General features: G+C 73.0%; 27 protein-coding genes and 1 pseudogene. 18 read left to right on the top strand and 10 right to left on the bottom strand.

The annotated features are described in order from the left end of the window. Positions 1 to 123: 123 nt before the first annotated feature. Positions 124 to 861, bottom strand: coding sequence for an SDR family oxidoreductase (locus tag ACFOX0_RS32410; RefSeq protein ID WP_377553176.1), 738 nt, complete (start codon positions 859 to 861; stop codon positions 124 to 126). A gap of 167 nt (positions 862 to 1,028) precedes the next feature. Between ACFOX0_RS32410 and ACFOX0_RS32405 the strand changes: the two genes are divergently transcribed. Continuing rightward, the gene (locus ACFOX0_RS32405) at positions 1,029 to 1,469 is read left to right on the top strand and encodes a peroxiredoxin (RefSeq protein WP_377553174.1); all 441 of its coding nucleotides are present in this window, start codon (positions 1,029 to 1,031) and stop codon (positions 1,467 to 1,469) included. An 85-nt stretch (positions 1,470 to 1,554) separates the two neighbouring features. Then, on the top strand, positions 1,555 to 2,268 hold the full coding sequence (locus tag ACFOX0_RS32400) for a hypothetical protein (RefSeq protein WP_377553172.1): 714 nt from the start codon (positions 1,555 to 1,557) through the stop codon (positions 2,266 to 2,268). A gap of 83 nt (positions 2,269 to 2,351) precedes the next feature. On the opposite strand, the gene ACFOX0_RS32395 is transcribed toward ACFOX0_RS32400, so the two are convergent. The 3 genes and pseudogenes from ACFOX0_RS32395 to ACFOX0_RS32385 form a co-directional block, all read right to left on the bottom strand. Then, positions 2,352 to 3,080, bottom strand: a complete 729-nt coding sequence (locus ACFOX0_RS32395) for an SDR family NAD(P)-dependent oxidoreductase (protein ID WP_377553170.1) — start codon at positions 3,078 to 3,080, stop codon at positions 2,352 to 2,354. A gap of 282 nt (positions 3,081 to 3,362) precedes the next feature. Then, positions 3,363 to 4,361, bottom strand: a complete 999-nt coding sequence (gene cydB, locus ACFOX0_RS32390) for a cytochrome d ubiquinol oxidase subunit II (RefSeq protein WP_377553168.1) — start codon at positions 4,359 to 4,361, stop codon at positions 3,363 to 3,365. A 17-nt stretch (positions 4,362 to 4,378) separates the two neighbouring features. After that, positions 4,379 to 5,835, bottom strand: a pseudogene (locus ACFOX0_RS32385) (cytochrome ubiquinol oxidase subunit I). Between the two features lie 123 nt (positions 5,836 to 5,958). Between ACFOX0_RS32385 and ACFOX0_RS32380 the strand changes: the two are divergent. The 4 genes from ACFOX0_RS32380 (at position 5,959) to ACFOX0_RS32365 (ending at position 9,964) form a co-directional block, all read left to right on the top strand. Further along, a complete protein-coding gene (locus ACFOX0_RS32380) occupies positions 5,959 to 6,795 on the top strand; it encodes a lysophospholipid acyltransferase family protein (RefSeq protein ID WP_377553166.1) in 837 nt (278 codons plus the stop codon). A 120-nt stretch (positions 6,796 to 6,915) separates the two neighbouring features. Then, positions 6,916 to 7,683 carry a glycerophosphodiester phosphodiesterase gene (locus tag ACFOX0_RS32375; protein ID WP_377553164.1) on the top strand — a complete coding sequence of 256 codons (768 nt, stop codon included), beginning with the start codon at positions 6,916 to 6,918 and terminating at the stop codon, positions 7,681 to 7,683. 49 nt (positions 7,684 to 7,732) lie between these two features. Next, on the top strand, positions 7,733 to 9,121 hold the full coding sequence (locus tag ACFOX0_RS32370; RefSeq protein WP_377553162.1) for an MFS transporter: 1,389 nt from the start codon (positions 7,733 to 7,735) through the stop codon (positions 9,119 to 9,121). A gap of 165 nt (positions 9,122 to 9,286) precedes the next feature. Further along, a complete protein-coding gene (locus ACFOX0_RS32365) occupies positions 9,287 to 9,964 on the top strand; it encodes a thymidine kinase (RefSeq protein WP_377553180.1) in 678 nt (225 codons plus the stop codon). 5 nt (positions 9,965 to 9,969) lie between these two features. Here ACFOX0_RS32365 and ACFOX0_RS32360 read toward each other — a convergent pair whose 3' ends face one another. Continuing rightward, positions 9,970 to 10,437, bottom strand: a complete 468-nt coding sequence (locus tag ACFOX0_RS32360; RefSeq protein WP_377553160.1) for an Rv0361 family membrane protein — start codon at positions 10,435 to 10,437, stop codon at positions 9,970 to 9,972. Positions 10,438 to 10,504: 67 nt separating this feature from the next. On the opposite strand from ACFOX0_RS32360, the gene ACFOX0_RS32355 reads away from it, so the two are divergent. Together ACFOX0_RS32355 and ACFOX0_RS32350 are read left to right on the top strand one after the other, a co-directional pair. Next, positions 10,505 to 10,873, top strand: a complete 369-nt coding sequence (locus tag ACFOX0_RS32355) for a GntR family transcriptional regulator (protein ID WP_377553158.1) — start codon at positions 10,505 to 10,507, stop codon at positions 10,871 to 10,873. Between the two features lie 185 nt (positions 10,874 to 11,058). Continuing rightward, complete coding sequence (locus ACFOX0_RS32350; protein ID WP_377553156.1) at positions 11,059 to 12,765, top strand: acyl-CoA dehydrogenase family protein; 1,707 nt, start codon at positions 11,059 to 11,061, stop codon at positions 12,763 to 12,765. A 183-nt stretch (positions 12,766 to 12,948) separates the two neighbouring features. Here ACFOX0_RS32350 and ACFOX0_RS32345 read toward each other — a convergent pair whose 3' ends face one another. Together ACFOX0_RS32345 and ACFOX0_RS32340 are read right to left on the bottom strand one after the other, a co-directional pair. Then, positions 12,949 to 13,947: a tyrosine-type recombinase/integrase gene (locus tag ACFOX0_RS32345; RefSeq protein ID WP_377553154.1), complete on the bottom strand. Its 999-nt coding sequence runs from the start codon at positions 13,945 to 13,947 to the stop codon at positions 12,949 to 12,951. A gap of 128 nt (positions 13,948 to 14,075) precedes the next feature. After that, on the bottom strand, positions 14,076 to 14,498 hold the full coding sequence (locus tag ACFOX0_RS32340) for an Hsp20/alpha crystallin family protein (RefSeq protein WP_377553152.1): 423 nt from the start codon (positions 14,496 to 14,498) through the stop codon (positions 14,076 to 14,078). 151 nt (positions 14,499 to 14,649) lie between these two features. On the opposite strand from ACFOX0_RS32340, the gene ACFOX0_RS32335 reads away from it, so the two are divergent. Beyond that, entirely contained in the window at positions 14,650 to 14,946 is a 297-nt protein-coding gene (locus ACFOX0_RS32335; RefSeq protein WP_377553150.1) for a hypothetical protein, read from the top strand. A gap of 37 nt (positions 14,947 to 14,983) precedes the next feature. On the opposite strand, the gene ACFOX0_RS32330 is transcribed toward ACFOX0_RS32335, so the two are convergent. After that, a complete protein-coding gene (locus ACFOX0_RS32330) occupies positions 14,984 to 15,493 on the bottom strand; it encodes an NUDIX hydrolase (RefSeq protein WP_377553148.1) in 510 nt (169 codons plus the stop codon). Between the two features lie 50 nt (positions 15,494 to 15,543). Here ACFOX0_RS32330 and ACFOX0_RS32325 point away from each other — a divergent pair, with 50 nt between their 5' ends. Beyond that, entirely contained in the window at positions 15,544 to 16,506 is a 963-nt protein-coding gene (locus ACFOX0_RS32325; protein WP_377553146.1) for a threonine/serine dehydratase, read from the top strand. Between the two features lie 33 nt (positions 16,507 to 16,539). Continuing rightward, on the top strand, positions 16,540 to 17,001 hold the full coding sequence (locus tag ACFOX0_RS32320; RefSeq protein WP_377553144.1) for an HNH endonuclease: 462 nt from the start codon (positions 16,540 to 16,542) through the stop codon (positions 16,999 to 17,001). A 23-nt stretch (positions 17,002 to 17,024) separates the two neighbouring features. On the opposite strand, the gene ACFOX0_RS32315 is transcribed toward ACFOX0_RS32320, so the two are convergent. Further along, positions 17,025 to 17,714 carry a TetR/AcrR family transcriptional regulator gene (locus ACFOX0_RS32315; RefSeq protein ID WP_377553142.1) on the bottom strand — a complete coding sequence of 230 codons (690 nt, stop codon included), beginning with the start codon at positions 17,712 to 17,714 and terminating at the stop codon, positions 17,025 to 17,027. 85 nt (positions 17,715 to 17,799) lie between these two features. On the opposite strand from ACFOX0_RS32315, the gene ACFOX0_RS32310 reads away from it, so the two are divergent. The 6 genes from ACFOX0_RS32310 to ACFOX0_RS32285 all read left to right on the top strand — a co-directional run bounded on the left by ACFOX0_RS32310 (position 17,800) and on the right by ACFOX0_RS32285 (position 22,444). Next, positions 17,800 to 19,098, top strand: coding sequence for an FAD-dependent oxidoreductase (locus ACFOX0_RS32310; RefSeq protein WP_377553140.1), 1,299 nt, complete (start codon positions 17,800 to 17,802; stop codon positions 19,096 to 19,098). A 215-nt stretch (positions 19,099 to 19,313) separates the two neighbouring features. Beyond that, entirely contained in the window at positions 19,314 to 19,817 is a 504-nt protein-coding gene (locus ACFOX0_RS32305) for a pyridoxamine 5'-phosphate oxidase family protein (RefSeq protein ID WP_377553138.1), read from the top strand. A 76-nt stretch (positions 19,818 to 19,893) separates the two neighbouring features. Continuing rightward, a complete protein-coding gene (locus tag ACFOX0_RS32300) occupies positions 19,894 to 20,301 on the top strand; it encodes a YciI family protein (RefSeq protein ID WP_377553136.1) in 408 nt (135 codons plus the stop codon). Then, a complete protein-coding gene (locus ACFOX0_RS32295; protein ID WP_377553134.1) occupies positions 20,298 to 21,443 on the top strand; it encodes an RNA polymerase sigma factor in 1,146 nt (381 codons plus the stop codon). The genes ACFOX0_RS32300 and ACFOX0_RS32295 overlap by 4 nt, the downstream gene beginning before the upstream one ends. 57 nt (positions 21,444 to 21,500) lie before the next feature. Further along, positions 21,501 to 21,962, top strand: a complete 462-nt coding sequence (locus ACFOX0_RS32290) for a GNAT family N-acetyltransferase (RefSeq protein WP_377553132.1) — start codon at positions 21,501 to 21,503, stop codon at positions 21,960 to 21,962. A gap of 191 nt (positions 21,963 to 22,153) precedes the next feature. Next, entirely contained in the window at positions 22,154 to 22,444 is a 291-nt protein-coding gene (locus tag ACFOX0_RS32285) for a DUF4287 domain-containing protein (protein WP_377553131.1), read from the top strand. A 14-nt stretch (positions 22,445 to 22,458) separates the two neighbouring features. Here ACFOX0_RS32285 and ACFOX0_RS32280 read toward each other — a convergent pair whose 3' ends face one another. After that, positions 22,459 to 23,238, bottom strand: coding sequence for a class I SAM-dependent methyltransferase (locus ACFOX0_RS32280; protein ID WP_377553130.1), 780 nt, complete (start codon positions 23,236 to 23,238; stop codon positions 22,459 to 22,461). Positions 23,239 to 23,334: 96 nt separating this feature from the next. Between ACFOX0_RS32280 and ACFOX0_RS32275 the strand changes: the two genes are divergently transcribed. Continuing rightward, on the top strand, positions 23,335 to 23,460 hold a 126-nt coding region (locus ACFOX0_RS32275; protein ID WP_377553178.1), incomplete at its 3' end, for a transposase.

Here is a 23,460-nt window from a genome sequence, read left to right as displayed (position 1 = left end):
CGGGGTTCCTGGTTCTGGGTTGTCTTGGAGTGACAAACCTTGATACCGGAACTCCGCTTCTCACGTCCTGATCAACACACCCCTTGACCGCACCCGCCCACGCCTAACTGAACGGCGTTGGGGCTAGAGACCGCCGGAGACGCGGAGGTTGGCGCCGGTGGTGTAGGAGGCGTGTGGGCCGAGCAGCCAGACGATGGCGGCGGCGATCTCGTCGGGCGTGCCGGCGCGGCCCATCGGGATCCGGGCGGCTGCGGTGGTCGCCTTGTCGGGGTTGCCGACGGTGGCGTGGAAGTCGGTGTCGATGATGCCGGGGGCGACGGTGTTGACCCGGATGCCGCGGGGGGCGAGTTCCTTGGCCAGGCCGATGGTGAGGGCGTCGGTGGCGGCCTTGGTGGCGGCGTAGTGGACGTATTCGCCGGGGCCGCCGAGGGTGGCGGCGCCGGACGAGACGTTGACGATGGCGGCGCCGGTGGTCATCCGGCGGGCGGCCTGCTGGGCGCAGAGCAGGTAGCCGACGAGGTTGACGTCGACGACGTGGCGCAGGTCGTCGAAGGCGAGGTCGGTCAGGGGGCCGGTGCGGCTGCCGCCGACGCCGGCGTTGTTGACCAGTCCGGTCAACTTCCCCAGTTCCTCGGCGGCGTCGAACAGGCGTACCACGTCGGTGGGGTCGGCGGTGTCGGCGGCGACGGCGGTGCCGCGTCGGCCGGCGGCGTGGACGTCGGCGAGCACGGTCCGGGCGGCGGTGTGGTCGGTGCGGTAGCCGAGGACGATGTCGTGTCCGGCGGCGGCGAGTTGTCGGACGGTGGCGGCGCCGATGCCGCGGCTGCCGCCGGTCACCAGGGTCACCGGGCTGCTGGTCATGGGCCACTCCCCCTACGTCGTGGTGGGTTGTGGGCGGAGCGTACGACGGTGGTGTGTCGACGGGCAGTGACGGTGGCCACGTACGCTGCGTCGGACGCCGGGCCGGCCGGTGGTGGTGGCGAGCGCGGGGGTGGGGCGTGGCTGCGGGTCCTGGTGTGGGTGATCGGGTGGCGGATTTCGAGTTGCCGGATCAGGCGGGTACGCCGGTGCGGTTGTCGGGTCTGTTGGCGTCCGGGCCGGTGGTGTTGTTCTTCTATCCGGCGGCGTTGACGCGGGGTTGTACGGCGGAGAGTTGCCATTTCCGGGATCTGGCGGCGGAGTTCGCGCGGGTGGGTGCGCATCGGGTGGGGATCAGTCGGGATCCGGTGGGTCGGCAGCGGGAGTTCGCCGACCGGTACGGGTTGGGCTATCCCCTGTTGTCGGATGTGGACGGTGTGGTGGCGGGTCGGTTCGGGGTGCGGCGGCGGGTGCCGTTGGGGCCGTTGGCGGTGCGGCGGATGACGTTCGTGATCGGTGGGGACGGGCGGGTGCTGGATGTGATCCACAGTGAGCTGAGCATGGTGGAGCACGCGGATCGGGCGTTGCGGGTGTTGCGGTCGGCGGGTTGAGTCGGGCGGGGTCCGGTGCGTGGGTGTCGGCGTGGGCTGGTAGGAAGAGCAGGATCAAACACGTGTACGAAGAGATGGGGTTCTGATGGCCACCGTGCGCACCAGCGGTCAGGGGTTGTCCACCGACGAGTTGCAGACCATCCGGGACGCGTTGGCCGCGGGTCGGAAGCCGAAGGTGATGTTCACCGAGTCGGCGGGGCAGATCGCGGGGCAGATCGGTCAGGTGGTGGAGTTGGCCGATCCGGCGGTGTCGGACGAGTGGGTGGTGGTGCGGTTCGGTCGGGACGAGTTGCCCTTCTCCCCCACCGATCTGACGATCGCGCCGAAGGGTGCGACGGGGCGGCGGCCGGAGCCGAAGCCGGTGCCGGAGGCGGCGCCCGAGCCGGAGCCGGAGTTCATGTTGGACAAGCCGCCGGCGCCGGTGCCGGCGCCGCGGGAGGAGCCGAGGCGGGAGGAGCCGTCGCCGACGGCGGAGACCTCGGTGGCGAGGCCGGCGAAGCGGGCGGTCAAGGCGGCGAAGGCGAAGACGCCGCCGGGTCTGACGGTGACCCTGGCGTACGCGGAGGGCGAGTGGACGGTGGCCGCGGCGCAGGGCAGCAAGTCGTTGGCGAAGCCGTACGTGATCAAGCCGGCGGAGGCGTTGCGGATGGTGGGGTTGATCGACGTGCCGGGGGTGCAGGAGGCGGTGGAGCAGATCCTGGCGGCGGAGCGGGCGGAGGCGGAGCAGCAGGCGGAGAAGCTGCGGGCCGAGTTGGCGGAGATCGAGGCCCGGTTGGCGGAGTTGCGCGAGGCGGGCTGAGCGACGCCGCCGCTGACGGGCGCGGCGGCGTCGCTCGGGTCGGGGCGCGTTGTGCGTCGACGGTGTTCGTCGTCTGGTTCGTCTCAGGCGTCGAACGCGGTGGCTCGGGTCTGCTTCTCCCAGGCAACGACGTCCTCTCGGACCTGGTCGAGGTGGGCGAGGACAGCGCTGACCCCGTCCTCGCCCACGGGTAGCCGCAGCGGGGTCTGCTCCGCCTGCAGGGCGGCCAGGATGACCGCAGCCGCTTTGTCCGGGTCGCCGGGCTGGGAGCCGTCTGCGTCGGTCACGGCGGCGCGGGTGGCGCCCACGGCGGGGTACAGGCCGCTGTCCGCGCTGATCCCGGCCCGGCCGGTTTGGAACAGCGAGGTCCGGAACGCGCCCGGCTCCACGATCAGTACTTTGATGCCGAATTCCCGTACCTCGTCCGCGAGGGCTTCGGACAGGCCTTCCAGTGCGAACTTGGTCGCGCTGTAGGCGCCGAAGCCTGCAAAGGACATCTGTCCGCCCATGCTGCTCATCTGCACGATCGCGCCGGTGCGTCGCTCGCGCAGGTGTGGCAGGACCGCTCGTACCATTGCCGTCGGGCCGAAGACGTGCAGGTCGAACAGCGCTCGGAGTTCCTCGTCCGTGGTCTCCTCGACGGCGCCGACATGGGTGCGGCCCGCGTTGTTGACCAGGACGTCGATCCGCCCGTGCCGGGTCACGACGTCCCGGACGGCGTCGTCGATCGCGGTCGGGTCGGTGACGTCCAGCCGGAGCGCCTCGACCTGGTCGGGGTGGGCGGCGACCAGTCGGGGGTGTCTTGCCGACACCGGCCAGTGAAGGAGTCTTCGTAGAAGGGTCCGAAGGTGTCGATGGTCAGTGCGGTGAGCCGGGCCAGGTCGTGCGGGACGAACGGGCGGATCCGCATGCGGGTGCGCCTTTCGAGCTGAGGTTCTGAGGGCCGACGGAGCGGGCGTCAGACGGTCAGCTCGCGGCCGGGTGGCGGCGAGCCGACCCTCAGCGGCGGGTACGCCGGGCGGCTAAGCGGTTCATGGTGGACATCCTAGGGGTGCGGCGACGGTGGTGGGGTCCGTGGGCGGTGCGGTGCCGGGTCAGTGGGCGGGGATGTTGTCGACGCCGATGCGTTTGCGGAACACCCAGTAGGTCCAGCCCTGGTAGGCCAGGACGACGGGGGTGAACACGACGGCCACCCAGGTCATGATTTTCAGGGTGTAGGGGCTGGACGCGGCGTTGGCGGTGGTGAGGGTGCCGGCCGGGTCGGTGGTGGACGGCAGCACGGTGGGGAACAGCGCGGTGAAGAGGGTGGCGACGGTCAGTCCGATGGCGACGGCGGTGCCGGTGAAGGCCCACCCTTCGCGGCGTACCCGGGTGGCGGCGAGGGCGGCGAGCAGGGCGAGGGCCGCGGCGGCGGCGAGGGCGACGGCGGCCGGGCGGTGCCGGATGGTCAGGGTCCAGGTGAGGAACGCGGTGGTGAGGACGGCGGCGGTCAGGCCGGTGCGGGTGGCGAGCCGGGCGGCGCGGTGCCGGATGTCGCCGGTGGTCTTGAGGGCGAGGAAGACGGCGCCGTGGGTGGTGAAGACGGTGAGGAAGGTGGCGCCGCCGAGCAGGGCGTAGGGGTGCAGCAGGTCGAGCAGTGTGCCGGTGTATTCGTGGTCGGCGGCCAGGGGTACGCCGCGCAGGATGTTGGCGAAGGCGATCCCCCACAGGGCGGCGGGGGTGAGTGAGCCGATGGTGATGGCGGTGTCCCAGCGGCGTTTCCAGGTGGGGTCGTCGCGTTTGTGGCGGTATTCGAAGGCGACGCCGCGGCCGATGAGGGCGAGCAGGATGAGCAGCAGCGGCAGGTAGAAGCCGGAGAACAGGGTGGCGTACCACTCGGGGAAGGCGGCGAACATGGCGCCGCCGGCGGTGATGAGCCAGACCTCGTTGCCGTCCCAGACGGGGCCGATGGTGTTGATCAGGACGCGGCGTTCGCGGTCGTCGCGGCCGAGGACGGGCAGCAGGACGCCGACGCCGAAGTCGAAGCCTTCGAGGATGAAGTAGCCGGTGAACAGGACGGCGATGAGCAGGAACCAGACGGTGGGTAGGTCCATGGCGGGCTCCGGTGTGTTCAGTAGGCGAAGGACAGTGGCCGGTCGGCGTCGTCGGTGTCGTCGTCGGGGGTGTCGGCCGGTGGGGTGGGGTGGGGTCGGGTAGGCCGGCGCGGGCGTAGCGGAGCAGGAGTCGGACCTCGATGACGGCGAGGGTGGCGTAGACGGCGGTGAAGGCGGTGAACGAGGTGAGGACCTCGGTGAGGCTGACGCTGCGGGACACGCCGTCGCGGGTGAGCATCTCGCCGAAGACGACCCAGGGTTGGCGGCCCATCTCGGTGAACAGCCAGCCGAAGCAGTTGGCGGCCAGCGGCAGCAGCGGCAGGATCAGCGCGGCGCGCAGCAGCCACCGGTTGGTGGGGGTGCGGCCGCGGCGCTGTGCCCACAGGGCCCAGGCGGCGATGGCGGCGGCCGCCAACCCGAAGGTGATCATGAGGCGGAAGGTCCAGTAGGTGACGGGGATGATCGGGGTGTAGTTGCCGGCGCCGTACTGGGCGGAGTACTGGGCCTGCAGGTCGTTGATGCCGCGGACCTCGCCGTGCGGGTCGCCGGTGCCGAGGAACGACAGCAGGTAGGGGATCTTGAGGGCGTAGAGTTCGCGGCTGCCGTCGAGGCTGCCGATGGTGAGGACGGAGAACGCGGCGGGTTTCTCGGTCTGGTAGAGACCTTCGGCGGCGGCCATCTTCATCGGCTGCACCTCGGTCATGATCTTGCCTTGGATGTCGCCGGTGATGACGACCGCGACGGCGGCGAGCAGGGTGACGACGGCGCCGAAGCGCAGGGCGTACCGGAACGTCGACCGGTCGCCGTCGCCGTCGCCGTCGGTGGTGGTGGTGGTGGGGCTGGGTCGTTGGCGCATCAGGTGCCACAGGGCGACCGAGACGATCAGCGCGCCGGCGACCAGGAAGCAGCCGGCCAGGGTGTGCGGGAAGGTGACCAGGGCGACCTTGTTGGTCAGGACGGCGACGATGTCGGTGAGTTCGGCGCGGCCGGTGTCGGGGTTGATCCGGTAGCCGACGGGGTTCTGCATCCAGGAGTTCGCGGCGAGGATGAAGTACGCCGACAGGGTGGAGCCGATGGCGGCGGCCCAGATGGTGGCCAGGTGCACCCGTTTGGGCAGCCGGTCCCAGCCGAAGATCCACAGGCCGAGGAAGGTGGATTCGAGGAAGAACGCGAGCAGGGCCTCGATGGCCAGGGGGGCGCCGAAGACGTCGCCGACGAAGCGGGAGTAGTCGCTCCAGTTCATGCCGAACTGGAATTCCTGCACGATGCCGGTGACCACGCCCATGGCGAAGTTGATGAGGAACAGTTTGCCGTAGAAGCGGGTGAGTTGGAGCATGCGCGGGTCACCGGTGCGGTACCAGCGGGTCTGCAGGACGGCGACGAGCATGGACAGGCCGATGGTGAGGGGGACGAACAGGAAGTGGTAGACGGTGGTGACACCGAACTGCCAGCGGGCGACGTCCAACGCGTCCATGCGACTCCCCTTGTCTACGACGAGGCGTAGTAAATACTACCGACTGTCGTAGATGGGTGGGTGGGTCGGTCGGCGTGCCCTCGACCACACCGGCGGCGGTGGTTGTGCGACGATCGACGGCTGATGGAGACCACCACCCCGTACCCCTGGCGCCCACCCCGGTTCTGGCTGTTCCTGCAGGTCCTCGCCCGGGGCGTGGTCGCCCCGCTGGCCCGGCTGCGGGTCACCGGCGACGTCCCCGAGCAGCTGCGCCGTGGACCGCTGATCCTGGCCGCCAACCACATCAGCCCGTTCGACCCCATCGTGCTCACGGCCGCCTGCCGGGTACGCCGGATCGCGCCCCGGATCATGGCCACCGGTGGCCTGTTCACCACGCCGGTCGTCGGCGCCGCGATGCGGCACAGCGGACACATCCGCGTCGACCGGCGCAGCGCGGGCGTCGGGCAGTCGCTGCGGGTGGCCGCCGACGCCGTGGCCGACGGCTCGGTCGTGCTGGTCTACCCGGAGGGTCGCATCGGGCTGGACCCCGGCATGTGGCCCGAGCGGGGCAAGACCGGGGTCGCCCGGCTCGCCTTCGCCAGCGGCGCCACCGTCGTACCGGTCGCCCAGTGGGGGGCGCACGAGGTGCTGCCGTACAGCACCCCGAAAGGGCTGCCGCGCGCGCTGGTCCGAGCGGTGCGGCGCCGCCCCGTGATCCGGGTGCACTTCGGCGCCCCGGTCGACCTCGGCGGCGTCGACCCGACCGCGCCCGGGGCCGCGCTGCGCGCCACCGAGCTGATCATCGACGCGCTCACCGACACCCTCGCCCCGCTGCGCCCCGACGAACCGGACCGGCCCCGGCACGTCGACCCGAGCCGGCCGGTGGACCCGGCCCGGTCGCACCGGCGTACCCGGTCCCGGCCGCCGCAGACCGGCCGGGACCCGCTCACCGCCGCCGACCGCGACCCGCTGCCCGGCTGACCCCGCGCGGCGGCACGCCGGCCGGGCGCCCCCGGTGGGCGCGCGCGGTACGCCGTGGGTGCGTCGGCCGGGCGGACCCACGGCACCCGGCGTTCACCGGGTGCGGGCATACTGCCGCGGATGACCCCACGATTCGCCTACCTCGACGCGCCGACGCCGCTGGCGTTCGCGCACCGCGGCGGCGCCGCGCACGGCGACGAGAACACCGCCGAGGCGTTCGCCCGGGCCGTCGCGCTCGGCTACCGGTACGTCGAGACCGACGTGCACGGCACCGCCGACGGGGTGGCCGTGGTCTTCCACGACGACACGCTGGAGCGCCTCACCGGGGAACGGGGCCGGATCGCCCGGCTGCGCTGGGCCGACCTGGCCACCGTCCGGGTCGGCGGGGCGGCGGCGGTGCCCCGGTTGGACGAGGTGCTCGGCGCCTGGTCCGACATCCGGTTCAACATCGACGTGAAGGCCGACGGCGGGATCGTGCCCACGGTGCGCACCGTGGAACGGGCCGGCGCGGGCGACCGGGTGCTGCTCGCCTCGTTCAGCGACACCCGGCTGGCCCGGCTGCGGGTCCTGGCCGGGCCGAAGGTGGCCACCTCGCTGGGCATGCGGGGGGTGGCCCGGCTGCGGATGGCGTCGCTGACCGGAGCGCCGCTGCGGCTGCCCCCGTCGGTGGTGGCCGCCCAGGTGCCGGTGCGCTACGGGCGGATCCCGGTGGTCGACCGGCGACTGGTCCGGTACGCCCACCGGCTGGGGCTGCAGGTGCACGTCTGGACGATCGACGAACCCGGCCAGATGCACGAGTTACTCGACCTCGGGGTGGATGGCATCATGACCGATCACGTCGACGTGCTGCGCGACACGTACCTGCGTCGCGGGCACTGGAGCGTCTGAGCACCCCGAGCCGACCCACCGGAACCCGAGCAGACCCGAAGGACGATCGATGGCCGAGACCGTCGTCCCACCGGTGGCCGCCACGCCACCGCCCAGCACCCGCCGCGAGCGAACCGGTTGGTACTTCTACGACTGGGCCAACTCGGCCTTCCAGACGACGGTCATCACCGTGTTCCTCGGACCGTTCCTGACCACCGTCACCAAACGGGCGGCCGGCTGCGCGGTGGGCGCGGACGACTGCGTGGGCAGCGTGCACCCGCTGGGGATCACCGTGGCGGCCGGGTCGTTCTACCCGTACGTGGTGTCGCTGTCGGTGCTGCTGACCGTGTTCGTGCTGCCGGTGATGGGTGCGGTCGCCGACCGGTCGGCGCACAAGAAGCGGCTGCTGGCCGGGGCGGCGTTCGTGGGCGCCGGAGCCACCGTCGGGTTCGCGTTCGTCACCGGCGACCGGTACCTGCTCGGCGGGGCGCTGTTCCTGGTCGCCAACATCGCCTTCGGCGCGGCGGTGGTGGTGTACAACTCGTTCCTGCCGCAGCTGGCCGACCCGGACGAGCGGGACGCGGTGTCCAGCCGCGGCTGGGCGATCGGCTACCTCGGCGGTGGTCTGCTGCTGCTGCTCAACCTGGGCGCGGTGACGCTGCTGAGCGAGGACGGCAACCCGCAGCGGACCCTGGACCTGGCCCGCTGGTCGATCGTGTCGGCCGGGGTGTGGTGGGCGGCGTTCACCCTGGTGCCGCTGCGCTGGCTGCGGGAACGCCCGGCGGCGCAGGAGGCGTCGGTGACCGGCAACGTGCTCACCGACGGGTTCCGGCAACTCGGCCGGACCCTGCGCGGCCTGCGGACGTACCCGTTGACGTTGTTCTTCCTGCTGGCCTTCCTGGTCTACAACGACGGCATCCAGACCGTGATCACCCTGGCCAGTCAGTACGGCACCGAGGAGTTGAAGCTGCCGCAGAGCACCCTGGTGGTGACCATCCTGCTGGTGCAGTTCCTCGCCTTCGGCGGGGCGTTGCTGCTCGGCGCGCTGGCGCGGCGCATCGGCGCGTGGAAGACGGTGCTGCTGAGCCTGGTGCTGTGGACGGTGGTGATCCTGGCCGCGTTCTGGTTGCCCGCCGGCGCCCCGGTACCGTTCATGATCCTGGGCGGGGCGATCGGACTGGTGCTCGGCGGGAGCCAGGCGTTGAGCCGGTCGTTGTTCAGCCAGCTCATCCCGGCCGGCCGGGAAGGCGAGTACTACGGCTTCTACGAGATCAGCGACAAGGGCACCAGTTGGCTCGGTCCGCTGGCCTTCGGGCTGGTCTTCCAGCTCACCAACAGCTACCGGGTGGGTCTGGTCTCGCTGCTGATCTTCTTCGTGGTCGGGTTCGCGCTGCTGCTGGCCGTGCCGATGCGCCGGGCCGTGCTGGCCGCCGGCAACACCCCGCCCCGGCTGCTGTGAGCCGCCGCCGGTCGGCCCCGGGTGACCTGTGCGCCCACCGGCCGACCAGCCGGTGAGCGGTGCGCCACCGGCCGGTCGGCGTCGGTGTCGACCGGCCGGTGGGTCGGGGTGGATGCGTTAGGCTGCCCGACCGTGACCGACGACTCCGCCCTCGCACCCGCCTGCCTGGCCCACCCGTCCGGCGCAAGTGTCCGGCACGAGAACTGCTCACCGCAGCGCCACGACGGGCGGCCGTTGCACGCCGCGGCGCTGAAGTTTTTCTGGGGCCCGATGGACTGCGGCAAGTCGACGATGGCGTTGCAGATGAACTACAACCACGCCCGGCAGGGCCGGCGCGGCCTGGTGCTGACCCGCATCGACCGGTCGTTGGGGCCGCGGGTCACCACCCGGATCGGCCTGGCCCACGACGCGATCGAGGTCACCGACGATCTGGACCTGGTGGCGCTGGTGCGCGGCCGGTGGGCCGAGGGCATCCGGGTGGACTACCTGATCTGCGACGAGGCGTGTTTCTACACGGTGGAGCACGTGGAGCAGATGGCCGAACTGGTCGACGCGTACGACGTGGACGTGTTCGCGTTCGGGTTGGCCACCGACTTCCGCTCCTGCCTGTTTCCGGCCGCGCAGCGGCTGTTCGAACTGGCCGACGAGGTGGCCCGGATCCAGGTGGAGGTGCTCTGCTGGTGCGGTCGGGAGGGGCTGCTCAACGCGCGCGTCGCCGACGGGCGGGTGGTCCGGGAGGGGCAGCGGGTCGTCATCGGCGACACGGTCGACACCGCCGACGTGCGGTACCAGGTGCTGTGCCGGCGCCACCACCGCGCCGGTGACCTCGGCCCGGCGGTCTGAGCGGATCAGATCGGCTTGTCGCCGCAGACCCGCCACTGGTCACCGTCCCTGACCACCCGCAGGGTCCACGACTCGACCGCCCCGCCGCGGCGGACCAGCCGGGCGGTGACGGCGCCCTCCGGCCGGCCGCCGCGGGTGGCGACCGTGACCTCGCCGACGGTGTAGCGGATCACCGCGTCCTGGCCGGTGGCCCGCCGGACGAACTCCTCCCGGGTCCACCGGTCGCGGGTGGCGGCGCACAACCGGTCGTAGGCGGCGGCCGCCGACGGTTGCCCCGCCGAGACGTCCCGCAGGAAGTCGTCCGCGGCCGCCCGGACCGGGCCGCGGGTGCCGCGCAGCACCTGGAAGTTCCACAGTCCGAGGCCGGCCGCGCCGACGCAGCAGACCACCAGCACCACCCCGGCGACCAGCAGCGCGCCGCGCAGCCCCGGACGGCGTCGGGTCGCACGGGCGCCGCTCACCTCGTACGCCACACCTGTAGACGGTAGAGACAGTCGGGCGATTGCCGCAGGAAAGTCCGATTGCTAGATTGACCCGATCGTGATCATCCAGATCGATCCGCAGTCGCCGGTGCCGCCGTACGAGCAGGTCCGCGCCGGTATCGCCGCGCGTGCCGCGGACGGTGGGCTGCCCGCCGGGACCCGGCTGCCGACGGTGCGGGAGTTGGCCGCCGAGCTCGGCCTGGCCGCCAACACCGTGGCCCGCGCCTACCGGGAGTTGGAACAGGCCGGGTTGGTGCACACCCGCGGCCGGCACGGCACCTTCGTCACCGCCCGCGCCGCCGGGGTGTCCGAGGAGGCGAGCCGGCTCGCCGCCCGGTACGCCGAGGACAGCCGCGCCCTGGGTGTCCCGGCCGCGCAGGCGGCGGCTCTGGTGCGGGCCGCGCTCGGGCTGCCCGAGGCGGGCTGAACCGGCGGCTCCGACCCGGCCCGGTCGCGCCGCGGGTGGAGCGTCCCCGTCGCCCGAACCGGCCGGGGTCGGTGATCGGGACGGCGCGGACCGTGGCGGTGGGGCGGCCGACCTGTCGCGGGGGCGGCGGGTCGACTACCGTCGGCGCATCCCGACCCCACCCCTCGGCCGAGGAGCTGACCGCGATGGTCCGTTACGTGCAGACGGTGCCCGCCCCCGCCGACCCGTACACCGGGGACCGGCTGCTGAGGTCCTGGCTGGACCGGCAGCTCGGCCCGGACGGGCACGCCGCCGCCCGGCACCGGCTGACCGCCCTGGCGGCGGACGTGACCGGGCCGCTGCGCGCCGCGCACGCCGACGCCGAGGCGCACCCGCCGACGCTGCGGCGGTACGGGCCGTGGGGTGAGCGGATCGACCAGGTGCGGACCTCCGCCGGGTGGCAGGCGCAGCGGGCCGCCGCCGCCCGGCACGCCGTCGTCGCCCTGCCGTACCTGCCGTCGGCGCGGGGCACCTGGGGCGCCGCGGCGCGGGTCGTCCAGCACGCCCTGCTGCACCTGTACGGGCCCGAGTCGGCCACCTTCTCCTGCCCGGTGGCGATGGCCGACGGCGCGGCGGCGCTGCTCAGTCTGCCCGACGTCGACCGGGAGGTGCGGGACGCGTGGCTGCCCCGGCTGACCGCCACCGACCCGGCCACCGCGATCACCAGCGGGCAGTGGATGACCGAGTCGCAGGGCGGCTCGGACCTGGGCCGGTCGGGCACCGTCGCGCGTCGCGACGAGCACGGTCGGTGGCGGTTGACCGGCGAGAAGTGGTTCTGCTCGGCGGCCGACTCGGCGATGGCGGTCGCGTTGGCCCGCCCCGACGGCGCCGGCGGCGGCAGTCGGGTGCTGGTGCCGTTCCTGGTGCCCCGCTACGCCGCGGACTCCCCGCTGCGGGCCGACGGCGTCGACCCGGACGCGCCGGCGCCGGGGGTGCGGCTGCACCGGCTCAAGGACAAACTCGGCACGTGGGCGCTGCCCACCGCCGAGATCGGCCTGTCCGACGCGTACGCGGTGCCGCTGGGTGACCCGGACGTGCCCGGTCTGAGCCGGGCGATGACCCTGGTCGTGGTGACCCGGGTGCACAACGCGGCGGCGGCCGCCGGTGGCATGCGCCGCGGCCTGGCCTACGCCCGCGCGTTCGCCGACGCCCGTCAGGTCGCCGGCGGCACGTTGGCCGACTCGCCGCTGCACCGGGCCACGCTGGGCGCCCTGGCGGTCGACGCGGCCGGCGCGTTCGTCCTGGCCGGACACGCGTTCACGCTGCTGGGCCGCACCGAGGTCGGCGCCGACCCGGCGGCGGCCGCCGAGCTGCGGATCGTCGCGCCGCTGGCGAAGCTGGCCACCGGCCGGCTGGCCGTGGCGTCGGCCGTCGAGTACGTGGAGGCGTTCGGCGGTGCCGGCTACGTCGAGGACACCGGGGTGCCGCGGCTGCTGCGCGACGCGCAGGTGCTGCCGATCTGGGAGGGCACCACCAACGTGCTGGCCCTGGACGTGCTGCGCGCCACGGCGCGGGAGGACGCCGCCGGACCGCTGCTGGGCCGGTTGGACCGGGCCGTCGACACCGCCCGGTCGATGGCGCCCGCGCTGGCCGACGCGCTCGCCGCGGCCCGGGCGGAGCTGGGTGACGCGCTGGCCGAGGTGACCGCCGATCCGAAGGGGGTCGCGGTGGTCGCCGGCGCCCGGGGGTTGGCACTGCGGTTGGCGTACGCGTTGGCCGCCGCCCTGCTGGTCGAGCAGGCCGAGACCGGCGACGAACTGGCCGAGGTGGCGGCCCGGCTGTGGGCGCGGCGCCGGCTGCGGGGCGAGGACATCGCCGTGGACGCCCACCACCATCTGGAGGTGCTCTGCTGAGCCGGCCGTGCGTCAGCGCATCTCCAGTTCGCGTCGCGTCCCGGCACGGTGGGAGGTGCCTGTGACATCAGCCGGTGGGGGCGGTGGGGCGGGTGACGGCGCCGTGCAGGAACAGGTCGACCACGGTCTCGGTCGGCACGCGGTGCTCGCCGGGCAGGTCACCGCGGTTGACCAGCAGGCCGATCAGCTCCCCCGCCGGGCCCGGGCGGCCCAGATCGCGTACGCCGGGTCGCGGTCCAGGTTGTGCCGGTCCCGGTCGTAGCGGCGGGTGGTCCGCGGATCGGCGTGCCCCATCGCGTCCTGGACATCCTCCAGTGGCACCCCCTCGGCCCGGGCGGTGGTGGCGAAGGCGTGCCGCAGCGAGTGCGGTGACAGTTCCGCCCACGCCGGCAGCCCGGCGGCCCGGGCCAGGCGGCGCACCAGTCGGAACACCGCGTGCCGGTCCAGCCGGTTGCCGGACGCGGTCACCAGCAGCGGTCCGTCGAGCCGGTCCACCGGTACGCCCGCGGCGGCCGCCCGGGCGGCGAGGTAGGCGTCCACCGCGGCGGCGGTGCCCGGCGCCAACGCCCGACGACGGGCCCGCCCGCCCTTGCCGACGAACCGCACGCTGCGGTGCCCCCGCTCGGTGCGCAGATCGGTCAGGTCCAGCGACACCAACTCCCCCACCCGCAACCCGAGGTCGGCCAGCAGGGTCACCGCGGCCCGGTTGCGGGCCCCGTTCGGGCCGGTGTCCGCCTCGGCGGCGGCCAGCAGCGCGTCCACCTCGTCCGGGCTCAACCCGACCGTGGCCGAGTGGTCCCGGTCCAGCCGGGGCCGGTCGGCACCGGCGACCGGGTTGACCGGCACCGCCCGCAGCTTCGCCAGGAAGTCGTACCAGCTGGACAGGGCGGACAGCTTGCGGGCCACAGTGGCCGGGGTCAACGGCCGACCGGTGCGCGGGTCCACCCGGGACTCCACGTCCCGGGCGTAGGCGTTGACGTCCAGGAAGGTGACCCGCAGCGGGTCGACGTCCCGACCGGCGCACCAGCCGAGCCAGCCGGTGACGTCCCGCCGGTAGGCGGCCCGGGTGTGCTCGGACAACCGGCGGTTGCGCAGCCACGCCTCGGTGAAGTCGAGCGGGTCGGCACCGAGAGCGGCGTCCGTCGCGGGACGGCGCGTGACGGAGGAGGTGGATCGAGGCATGCGCAACAGGGTCCCAGCACGGGTCGGCGTACGCCAGCAGGCCCGGTCAGCGGCCGGCGCGCCCGACCGCTGACCGGCGCCGGCCCCGCGCGGTGCACCACCGGCGGGGCCGTCGGACGCGTGGCCGGTCAGGCGTTGATCTGCCGCCGGCCGCCGTTGCTGGTGATCTCGACCCGGCGGGGCTTGGCCCGCTCGGCGACCGGGATGCGCAGCGTCAGGACGCCATTCTCGTAGCCGGCCTCCAGGCGGTCGGTGTCGAGCGTGTCGCCGAGGAACAGTTGCCGGGTGAACACCCCCATCGGCCGTTCGGCGGCGACCAGTTCGACCTTGTCGCCGGTGGGGCGGCGGCGTTCGGCCTTGACCGTCAGGACGTTGCGCTCGACGGTGCAGTCGATGCTGTCCGGGTCGACGCCGGGCAGGTCGAACGCGGCGTAGAAGTGGTCCCCGTCGCGGTAGGCGTCCAGATGCATGACCGCCGGACGGGAGCTGGTGCCGAAGAACTGCTCGGCGAGTCGGTCCATCTCACGGAACGGGTCGGTACGCATCAACATCGCTGGTTCCTCCTCGGTGTTCCCAGGCCGAAGGTTCAAGTTGAGCCGGGTTGACTCAAGTTCTGCTTCTTTATTTACTACGCGGGACGGCCGTCGTCAAGCGACGTGCCGCCCGACGTCCGGTGGAACCGGCCGGGTAGCGTCGGGCGGCGTGCGAGTCCACCTGTGTGTGCTGCTCTGGGCCCGACCGGGTGCCGTCGACGCGCTGACCGAGTACGAGGACCGGGTCCTGGCCCTGCTCGGCGAGCACGACGGCCGGGTCCTGCACCGGGTCCGCACCCGCGCAGACGGGACCAGCGACGACGCGCCGACCGAGATCCAACTGATCGAGTTCGGGTCGCCGGCCGGGTACGACGCCTTCGTCGCCGACGACCGCCGCGCCGCCCTGGCCGAGCAGCGCGACCGGGCGATCGCGCGAACCGAGATCTACCCGGTCGACGTCGTCTGACCGGGCCGGCCGGCCGCGGCGACGGCCGGCGGGCGGGTCAGATCGCGTCCGGCTGGCACAGGGCGGGATGACGCTCACCCGGCCGGGCGTACCAGGTCGGGGCGGTGAGCGACCGGGTGGTGGTCAACCGCAACCGCGCCCAGTCGTCCAACTCCGGCAGGTCGGACAGGGCGAACCAGCCGACCTCCAGCGACTCGTCGTCGTCGCCACGGGCCGTGCCACCGACCGCGCGGCAGCGGAACCACACGTTGAGGTACTCGCAGACGTCCCCGTTCGGATACACCACGGGATGGGTGGCCACCCCGCCGACCCGGTCGATCTCGACCCGGACGCCGGTCTCCTCGTACACCTCGCGCAGCACCGCGTCGGCGGGCTGCTCCCCCGGGTCGACGAGGCCGGCCGGCAGCGACCAGCGGCCGTTGTCGCTGCGCCGGGCCAGCAGCACCCGGCCCGCGTCGTCGTGCACCACCGCGCTCACCCCGGGCAGCAGCAACAGGTCGTGACCGACGTGGGCGCGCAACCGGGTGATGTACGGGGAGACCGCCATCGGCCCACCGTACCGGCGTCGGTGTCGACCGGTGTGCCAAGGTGGGCGTCGTGATCGATGTAGCCGATGTGGAAGCCGCGGCCGAGCGGATCGCCGGGCACGTGGTGCGCACCCCGACGGTGCCGAGCCCGGGCCTGTCCGACCTGCTCGGCGCCCCGGTCACCGTCAAGCTGGAACTGCTGCAGCGCACCGGCTCGTTCAAGGCACGTGGCGCGGTGGCGAAACTGTTGAGCCTGGACGCCGACGAACGCGCCGCCGGCGTGGTGGCGGTCAGCGGTGGCAACCACGGCATCGCGGTCGCGGTCATGGCCGCCGCCCTGGACCTCCGCGCCACCGTCGTGATGCCCCGCACGGCGCCCGCCCAGGCGGTGCGCACCGCCGAGGCGGCCGGCGCCACCGTACGCCTGGCCGATGGCATGGACGCCGCGTTCGCCCTGCTGACCGAGTTGCGCGACCAGGGCCTGGTGGTGGTGCACCCGTTCGACGATCCGGTGGTGGTGGCCGCCCAGGGCACCGTGGGCCTGGAGTTCGCCGACGACACCGACGAGGAACTGACCGACGTCCTGGTCAGCGTCGGCGGTGGCGCGCTGATCGCCGGTGTCGCCGCCGCGGTGCGCGCCCGCCGTCCCGGTGTCCGGATCTGGGGCGTGGAGACCGAGGGCGCGCAGGCGATGTCCGAGGCACTGGCCGCGGGCGGCCCGGTGCCCGTCACGCTGTCCTCCATCGTGTCCACGCTCAGCGCCCCGACCGTCTCGCGGCTCACCTACGAGCACGCCGCGGCGCTGGTCACCGACGTCCTCGTGGTCTCCGACGCCGAGGCGGTGCGGGGCACCCTCGACCTGGCCGACCGGGCCAAGGTGTGGGCCGAACCGGCGGCCGGTTGCCTGCTGCCGGCCGCCCGGCGGGTCCTCGACCGGGTCGGCGACAAGGCGCGGCTGGGCCTGGTGATCTGCGGTGGCAACGCCACCGTGCCGGACGTGCTGGGCTGGGCGGAGCGCTTCGGCCTGCGCTGAGTTCCTGTCACCGGCCGGCGGTACGGTCATCCGGTGCTCGATCACGTCAACGGACTCTCGCGGCACTTCACCGTCGACAGCCTGCGACAGCACCTGCTGCAACGGTCGCAACGGCGGGCCGACGGTTGTCTGGTCGTGCGGGGCTACGGTACCCGGCGCGGGGTCTACCAGAAGGTCGCCGGCCGGGCGTGGGCGCACATCGCCGCCTTCGCCGTGTTCGTCGGCGGGTACGACCCAGCCCTGGAGGTCGACCACACATGCGGGGTGCAGGACTGCATCGAGCCGACCCACCTGCGGCAGCTCAGCCACGCCGAGAACTGCCGCACCCGGGCGCAGGCCCCGACCTGCCGCAACGGCCATCCCCGGGAACTCGACGAGTCGACCGGCCGGCTGCGCCGGGTGTGCCGGGCCTGCAACCGGGAGGCGCAACGCCGGTGGCGGGTCCGACAGGCCGAGGATGTCGCCCGGGCCCGCGCCGCCGCCGGCCGGCGGTGAGGGACGGGCCGAGCCGGCCGTGGTCAGTCGGCGAGCCGGTCGACGATCCGGCCCAACTGTTCCCGGTAGGTCTTCAGAAACTCCGCCGAGTCGGCCGGCAGGCCGGTGAGCCGACGGACCACCTGCGGCAGCATCGTCGGGGCGCTGGCCGCCATGAACAGCGCCAGCAGCACGTACGCCGGGTCCAGGTCGGCGGCCAGTTCGCCGGCCCGCTGCCGGCGACGGGCGTCGTTGACCATTGCGGCGAAGAAGGCGTCGTCGGCGTCCGACTCGGCGCCGCCGGTCAGCCCTTCCCAGGCGAGCAGCCGGGCCCACGGTCGTTGCTCGACGCCTGCGGCGAGGAAGTTGTCGACGACCTGCCGTAGCGGCATGTCGGTGCGGTTGAGGCCGTCGCTGATGGTGCGCCACCGCTCCGCGAGGCTCTGGAACAGGCCGGCCTTGCCGTCGAAGTAGTACGAGATCAGTTGCTGGTTGACGCCGGCCCGGCTCGCGATGGCGCTCACCCGCGCGCCGGCGTACCCGTGTTCGCTGAATTCCTGCAGCGCCGCGTCGAGGATGCGTTCGCGGGTGCGGTGCGGATCGCGCTTGCGCTCGCCGGCGGTCGGCGAGCGGCGCGGCGGCGTCTTGGCCGCCGACGTGGCGGATGTCGGATCGGCCGACGGCGCGTCACCGGCCGGTGCTGTCGGCCGGTCGTCGCCGCGTCGCGAGCCCATGGCGGTCACCCTAAACGGAACGTTCGACAGACGCTAATCAAACGGAAAGTTGAAAAAATCATTCTGATGGTTGAAACTGCTTCGCATGACCTCCACGACCCAACCGAGAATCCTGATCATCGGCGGCGGGATCGGCGGCCTCTGCCTCGCCCAGGGCCTGCGCCGCGCCGGTGTCCCGGTCACCGTCCACGAGCGGACCCGCGCCCGTACCGACTGGTTGCAGGGTTACCGCATCCACATCAACCCGCGTGGCAGCCGGGCCCTGCGGGACTGCCTCGACCCGGCGAACTGGCAGACCTTCGTCGACACCGTCTCCACGGTCGGCGGCGGGTTCGCCTTCGTCACCGAACACCTGCGCACCCTGGTCGAACTCGACGAGGAACTGGTCAACAAGGGCAGCACCGACCCGGCCGACCGGCACCACGGCGTCAGCCGCATCACCCTGCGGGAGGTGCTGCTGAACGGGATGTCGGACGTGGTGCGGTTCGGCAGCACCTTCCAGCGGTACGAGACGACCCCGGACGGACGCGTCACCGCGTACTTCGAGGACGGCACGTCGGACACCGCCGACCTGCTCGTCGGCGCCGACGGCGCCAACTCCCGGGTCCGCGGACAGCTCCTGCCGCACGCCCACCGCGTCGACACCGGCGTGCTCGCCGTCGCCGGCAAGTACCGGCTCACCGACGCCAGCCGCCGTGAGTTGCCCGCCGAACTGACCACCCGCGCCAACAACGTCCTGCCCCTCGGGCCGGGATCGCTGTTCACCGCCGTCTGGAGCGGTGACCGCAGGACCGCGGCGGTGCCGACCACGGCCGACTCGGGCCTGCTGTACGACCCCACCGCCGACTACGCGTTCTGGGGGTACGCGGACGAGGCCACCCGGTTCCCCGACTCCGGACGGCTGGACGGGTACACCGGCGAACGGCTCCGGCAGGTGGTGCTGGACCGGATCCGCCGCTGGAGCCCCGACCTGCGGCGACTGGTCGCCGGGTCCGACCCGGACACGGTGAACGTGGTCCGCATCCGCAGCGCGAGCCCGGTGGACCCGTGGCCCACCGGCCCGGTCACCCTGCTGGGCGACGCCATCCACAACATGACCCCGATGGCGGGCATCGGCGCCAACACCGCCCTGCGCGACGCGGACCTGCTACGCCGGCAGCTCATCGCCGTCCGCGACGGCGGGCGGGCCCTCGCCCCCGCCGTCGCGGAGTACGAACGGCAGATGCTCGACTACGGCTTCGCCGCGGTACGCCTGTCGTTGCGCAACGCCCGGCAGGCCGGCTCGGCCAACCCGGTCGCCCGGGCCGCGTTCCGTGGCCTGCTGCGCACCGCCGGCGCCGTACCGGCCCTCAAACGGCGGATGTTCGCCGACATCGGCAACTGACCGACCGGCGCGTCACGGTCGACATGACGCCGGGCCGTCGGGGCAGGATTGCGTCTGCGAGACCCGTGCTCGGCCCGGAGCGGTGAGGGTCGGCGACGGCCGCGGGACAGAATTTTCGGAGATCGGCCCGCTCAGGATGTCGAGAACGGTACGTCGGCTCCGTCCCCGGGGCACGAGCGGCCACGACGGGCCGCGCGACGAGAAGGAGCCCGACCGTGCAACCGGACGAGATCGCCGAGGTCCTGAACCGCCCGCTCAGCCAGGACATGCTGGCCCGGGACCTGACCCGACTGGCCTACGTCGCCAAGGACGGCACACCCCGCGCCGTCCCGATCGCCTTCACCTGGAACGGCCAGCAGATCGTCATGTGCACCACGACGAACGCGCCGAAGCTGTCGGCGCTGCGGCACAACCCGGCGGTGGCCCTGACGATCGACACCGAGGTGCACCCGCCGACGATCCTGCTCATCCGCGGCCGGGCCGAACTGGACGTCGTGGACGGTATCCCGCAGGAGTACCTGCAGATGAACGGCACCTACACCATGACTGCCGAACAGCGCGTCGAGTGGGAGGCCGAGGTCCGGTCGCTCTACGACGGGATGGTCCGCATCGTCGTGACCCCGACCTGGGCGAAACTGATCGACTTCGCCACGACCCTGCCCAGCGCGGTCGAGGAACTCGTCCGACGGCGGGCCGAACGCCAGAACGCAGAAGTGTGACCACCGGTGTCGAGAACGCGGGACCGGCTGCGTCCCAGGGCACACCGACCCCCGGTGAGAGAAGAAGGAGAACACGATGAAGTACCTGTTGCTCAAGCACTACCGCGGTGGCCCGGCACCCGCCGCGGACCCGACCCCGATGGACCGGTGGACGCCGGAGGAGGTCGACGCGCACATCCAGTTCATGCGCGACTTCGGGGCCCGTCTGCAGGAGTCCGGCGAACTCGTCGACGCCCAGGCCCTCGCCCCCGAGGGCACGTTCGTCCGGTACGACGGCGAGGGACGCCCGCCGGTCACCGACGGGCCGTTCGCCGAGACCAAGGACCTGATCGCCGGCTGGTTCGTCATCGACGTGGAGTCCTGGGACCGCGCGGTCGAGTTGGCCGGGGAGTTGTCCGCCGCGCCCGGCGCCGGCGGCAAGCCGATCCACGAGTGGCTGGAAGTGCGCCCCTTCCTCACCGAACCGCCCACGGTGAGCGAGTGAACGAGTCGTTGCTGCGGGAACTCGTACCCGCGGTGATCGGTGTCCTCGTCCGGCGCGGAGCGGACTTCGCGTCGGCCGAGGACGCCGTGCAGGAGGCCCTGATCCGGGCGCTGGAGACCTGGCCGGTCGACCCGCCACGCGACCCGAAGGCGTGGCTGGTCGCCGTGGCGTGGCGCAAGTTCCTCGACGCCGCCCGGGCCGAGGCGTCCCGACGCGGGCGGGAGGCCGCCGTACAGGTGGAGCCGGCCGCGGGTCCGGCACCCGCGACCGACGACACGCTGCGGCTGTACTTCCTGTGCGCGCACCCCGACCTGCCGCCGGCCTCGGCCGTGGCGCTGACCCTGCGCGCGGTCGGCGGCCTGACCACCCGGCAGATCGCCGCGGCGTACCTCATTCCCGAGGCGACCATGGCGCAGCGGATCAGCCGCGCCAAGCGACGGCTCGCCGGCCGGTCGCTCGACCGGCCCGGTGATCTCGGCACGGTGCTGCGGGTGCTCTACCTGGTCTTCAACGAGGGCTACGGCGGCGCCGTCGACCTGGCGGCCGAGGCGATCCGCCTCGCCCGCCAACTGGTCACGCTGACCGACGAGCCCGAGGTCGCGGGACTGCTCGCGCTCATGCTGCTGCACCACGCGCGCCGCGCGTCCCGGACCGGGCCGGACGGTCGGCTGGTGCCGCTCGGCGAGCAGGACCGCGCGCGCTGGGACACCGACCTGATCGCCGAAGGGGTGACGATCCTGCAGGCCGCGCTGGCCCGCGACCGGCTGGGCCAGTACCAGGCGCAGGCCGCGATCGCCGCGCTGCACGCCGACGCCCGCAGCGCCGCCGAGACCGACTGGGTGCAGATCGTCCAGTGGTACGACGAGTTGCTGCGCCTCATCGACAGCCCGGTGGTACGACTCAACCGCGCCGTGGCCGTCGGTGAGGCCGACGGACCACGGGCCGGTCTGGCGGCCCTGGCGCAGCTGGACCCCGACCTGCCCCGCCATGCCGCGGTGGCGGCGTACCTGCACGAACGCACCGGTGACCGCGACCGCGCCGCCGACCTGTACGCCGCGGCCGCCCGCGCCGCCACCAGCGTCCCGGAACGCGACCACCTCACCCGCCAGGCCGCCCGGCTACGGCAACCGCCCGGACGGTGAACGCGACGTCGACCGGGGCCCGGCCGCGGCGGGGCTCCGGTCGGTGAGAATGCCGGCATGGCCATCTCGATCACGCGGGCGGATTTCGCCGACCCGGCGCTGCACCGCTTCCTCCGGGCCCACCTGGCGGACATGGAACCCACCGCGCCGCCGGAGAGCCGGCACGCGCTGGACCTGTCCGGCCTGCGGGCCCCCGGCGTACGGCTGTGGGTGGCCCACGACGACGGCCGCCTCGTCGGCACCGCCGCGCTGGCCGAGCTGGCGCCCGGTCAGGAGGAACTCAAGAGCATGCGCACCGAACCGGACCACCGCGGTCGGGGCATCGGGGCGCGACTGCTGAACCACGTCCTGGCCGACGCCCGCGGTCGGGGCGTCGGCCAGGTCTGGCTGGAGACCGGCAGCATGGAGTTCTTCGCACCGGCGCGTGCCTTCTACCGCAGGTACGGCTTCGTCGACTGCCCGCCGTTCGGCTCGTACCGGCCGGACCCGAACAGCGTCTTCCTGACCAGGAAGCTGTGACGTTCCGGTCGAGCCACCGTTGACCCACGGTAAACGGTGGTGGATCGCAGCACCGTTGATCTCCGTCCGACGGCCGGCCGAGAATGGTCGTCGTCAGCACTCGACGAACGAGCAAGAGGACACCGACGTGACGTACTGCGAGACCCTGACCGATCCGGCCAACCCGTACCACCGGATCGGAGGCTGACCCGATGTCGTTCCAGGCATACCTCGACGCCATCGAGGACAGGACCGGCAAGACCCCGCGCGCCCTGGTCGACGAGGCGAAACGGCGCGGCTACGACGCGGCCGACGTGAAGGCCGCAGTCGTCGTGGCATGGCTGAAGGACGAGTACGGTCTCGGTCGCGGGCACGCGATGGCGCTGGTCCACGTGATCAAGAAGGGTCCGACGATCAGCACCAAGCATGTCGGCAGCACCGGGTCGCACCGGGACGCCACCGACACGCTCTGGCTGGACGGCAGGGCCACCCGACCCGCCTGAGTCGCGGGCGCCGGTCACCACCGCCGGACACGCAGTACGCAGGTCCGCATCGGCAGGGTGAACTCGCCGGCCGCGGTCTCCGGCCGGCTCGCCAGGAACGCGCGGATCCGCCCGAGCGTGGCCGCGCGTTCCTGTTGCGGCATCACCAGCATTCCCGCCCGCGTCGCGAGCGTCGCCACGAGCGAGTCGGCGGTGCGACGCTGCCCGTGCGGGAACTCGGCCCGTTCCGGCGAGTCGAACCGGGCGATCCCGCCGGTGCCCGGCAGGAACATGCCGGCCGTCTCGGCGCGCCAACCGGCCGGCGTGTCCCGCGGACCGACGACCGCGCTTCCGCTCACCCGCGCCAGCCCGGCGACCCAGTCGACCCGGTCGTCCAGGACGTTCCACAGGCCGGCCAGCACGCCGCCGGGGGTGAGAACCCGGGCGATCCCGGGTCCGGCGGCGGCCATGTCGAACCAGTGCATGGCGTTGCCGGCCAGCACGGCGTCGACGGACGCGGCCGGCAGCCCGATCGCCTCGGCGCTGCCCGGCAGCGCCCGGACGTCCGGCAGCGCGCGGCGCAACTCGGCCAGCATCGCCGGGTCGGGCTCGACCGCGGTGACGTCGACCCCCACCGCCAGCAGCGTGCCGGTGAGCTTGCCGGTTCCGGCGCCGAGGTCGAGCACCCGCGGGCCGGGCGCGCGTTCGAGCACCCACCGCACCGCGGCCGGTGCGTAGTCGGGGCGGTGTTCGGCGTACGCGGTTGCCGCCGCCCCGAACGACGAGGAGTGCCGGGACCGCTCATCCGGTTCCATCAGGTTTGCGCGGAGGGGACCGGCGCCTTGAGGCGTCGGGTGATTCCGCGCTCCCTCCCTTCACTGTTAGTTGTGCGCTGCCTGTATATTTGAGATGTGGCTCGTGAGGTGCGGGTTTCCGCCGGAGGGGCGTACGACCTCGGGTACCACGTCGTGTGGTGCCCGAAGTACCGCCGCCCGGTATTGACCGGCCCGATCGCGGCCCGCTGCGACGAACTGATC

This window comes from Micromonospora zhanjiangensis (assembly GCF_042650605.1).
Lineage (GTDB): Bacteria > Actinomycetota > Actinomycetes > Mycobacteriales > Micromonosporaceae > Micromonospora_J > Micromonospora_J zhanjiangensis.
Note: the sequence above shows the minus strand (reverse complement) of the source record. Positions and strands in the feature narration are given on the sequence as shown.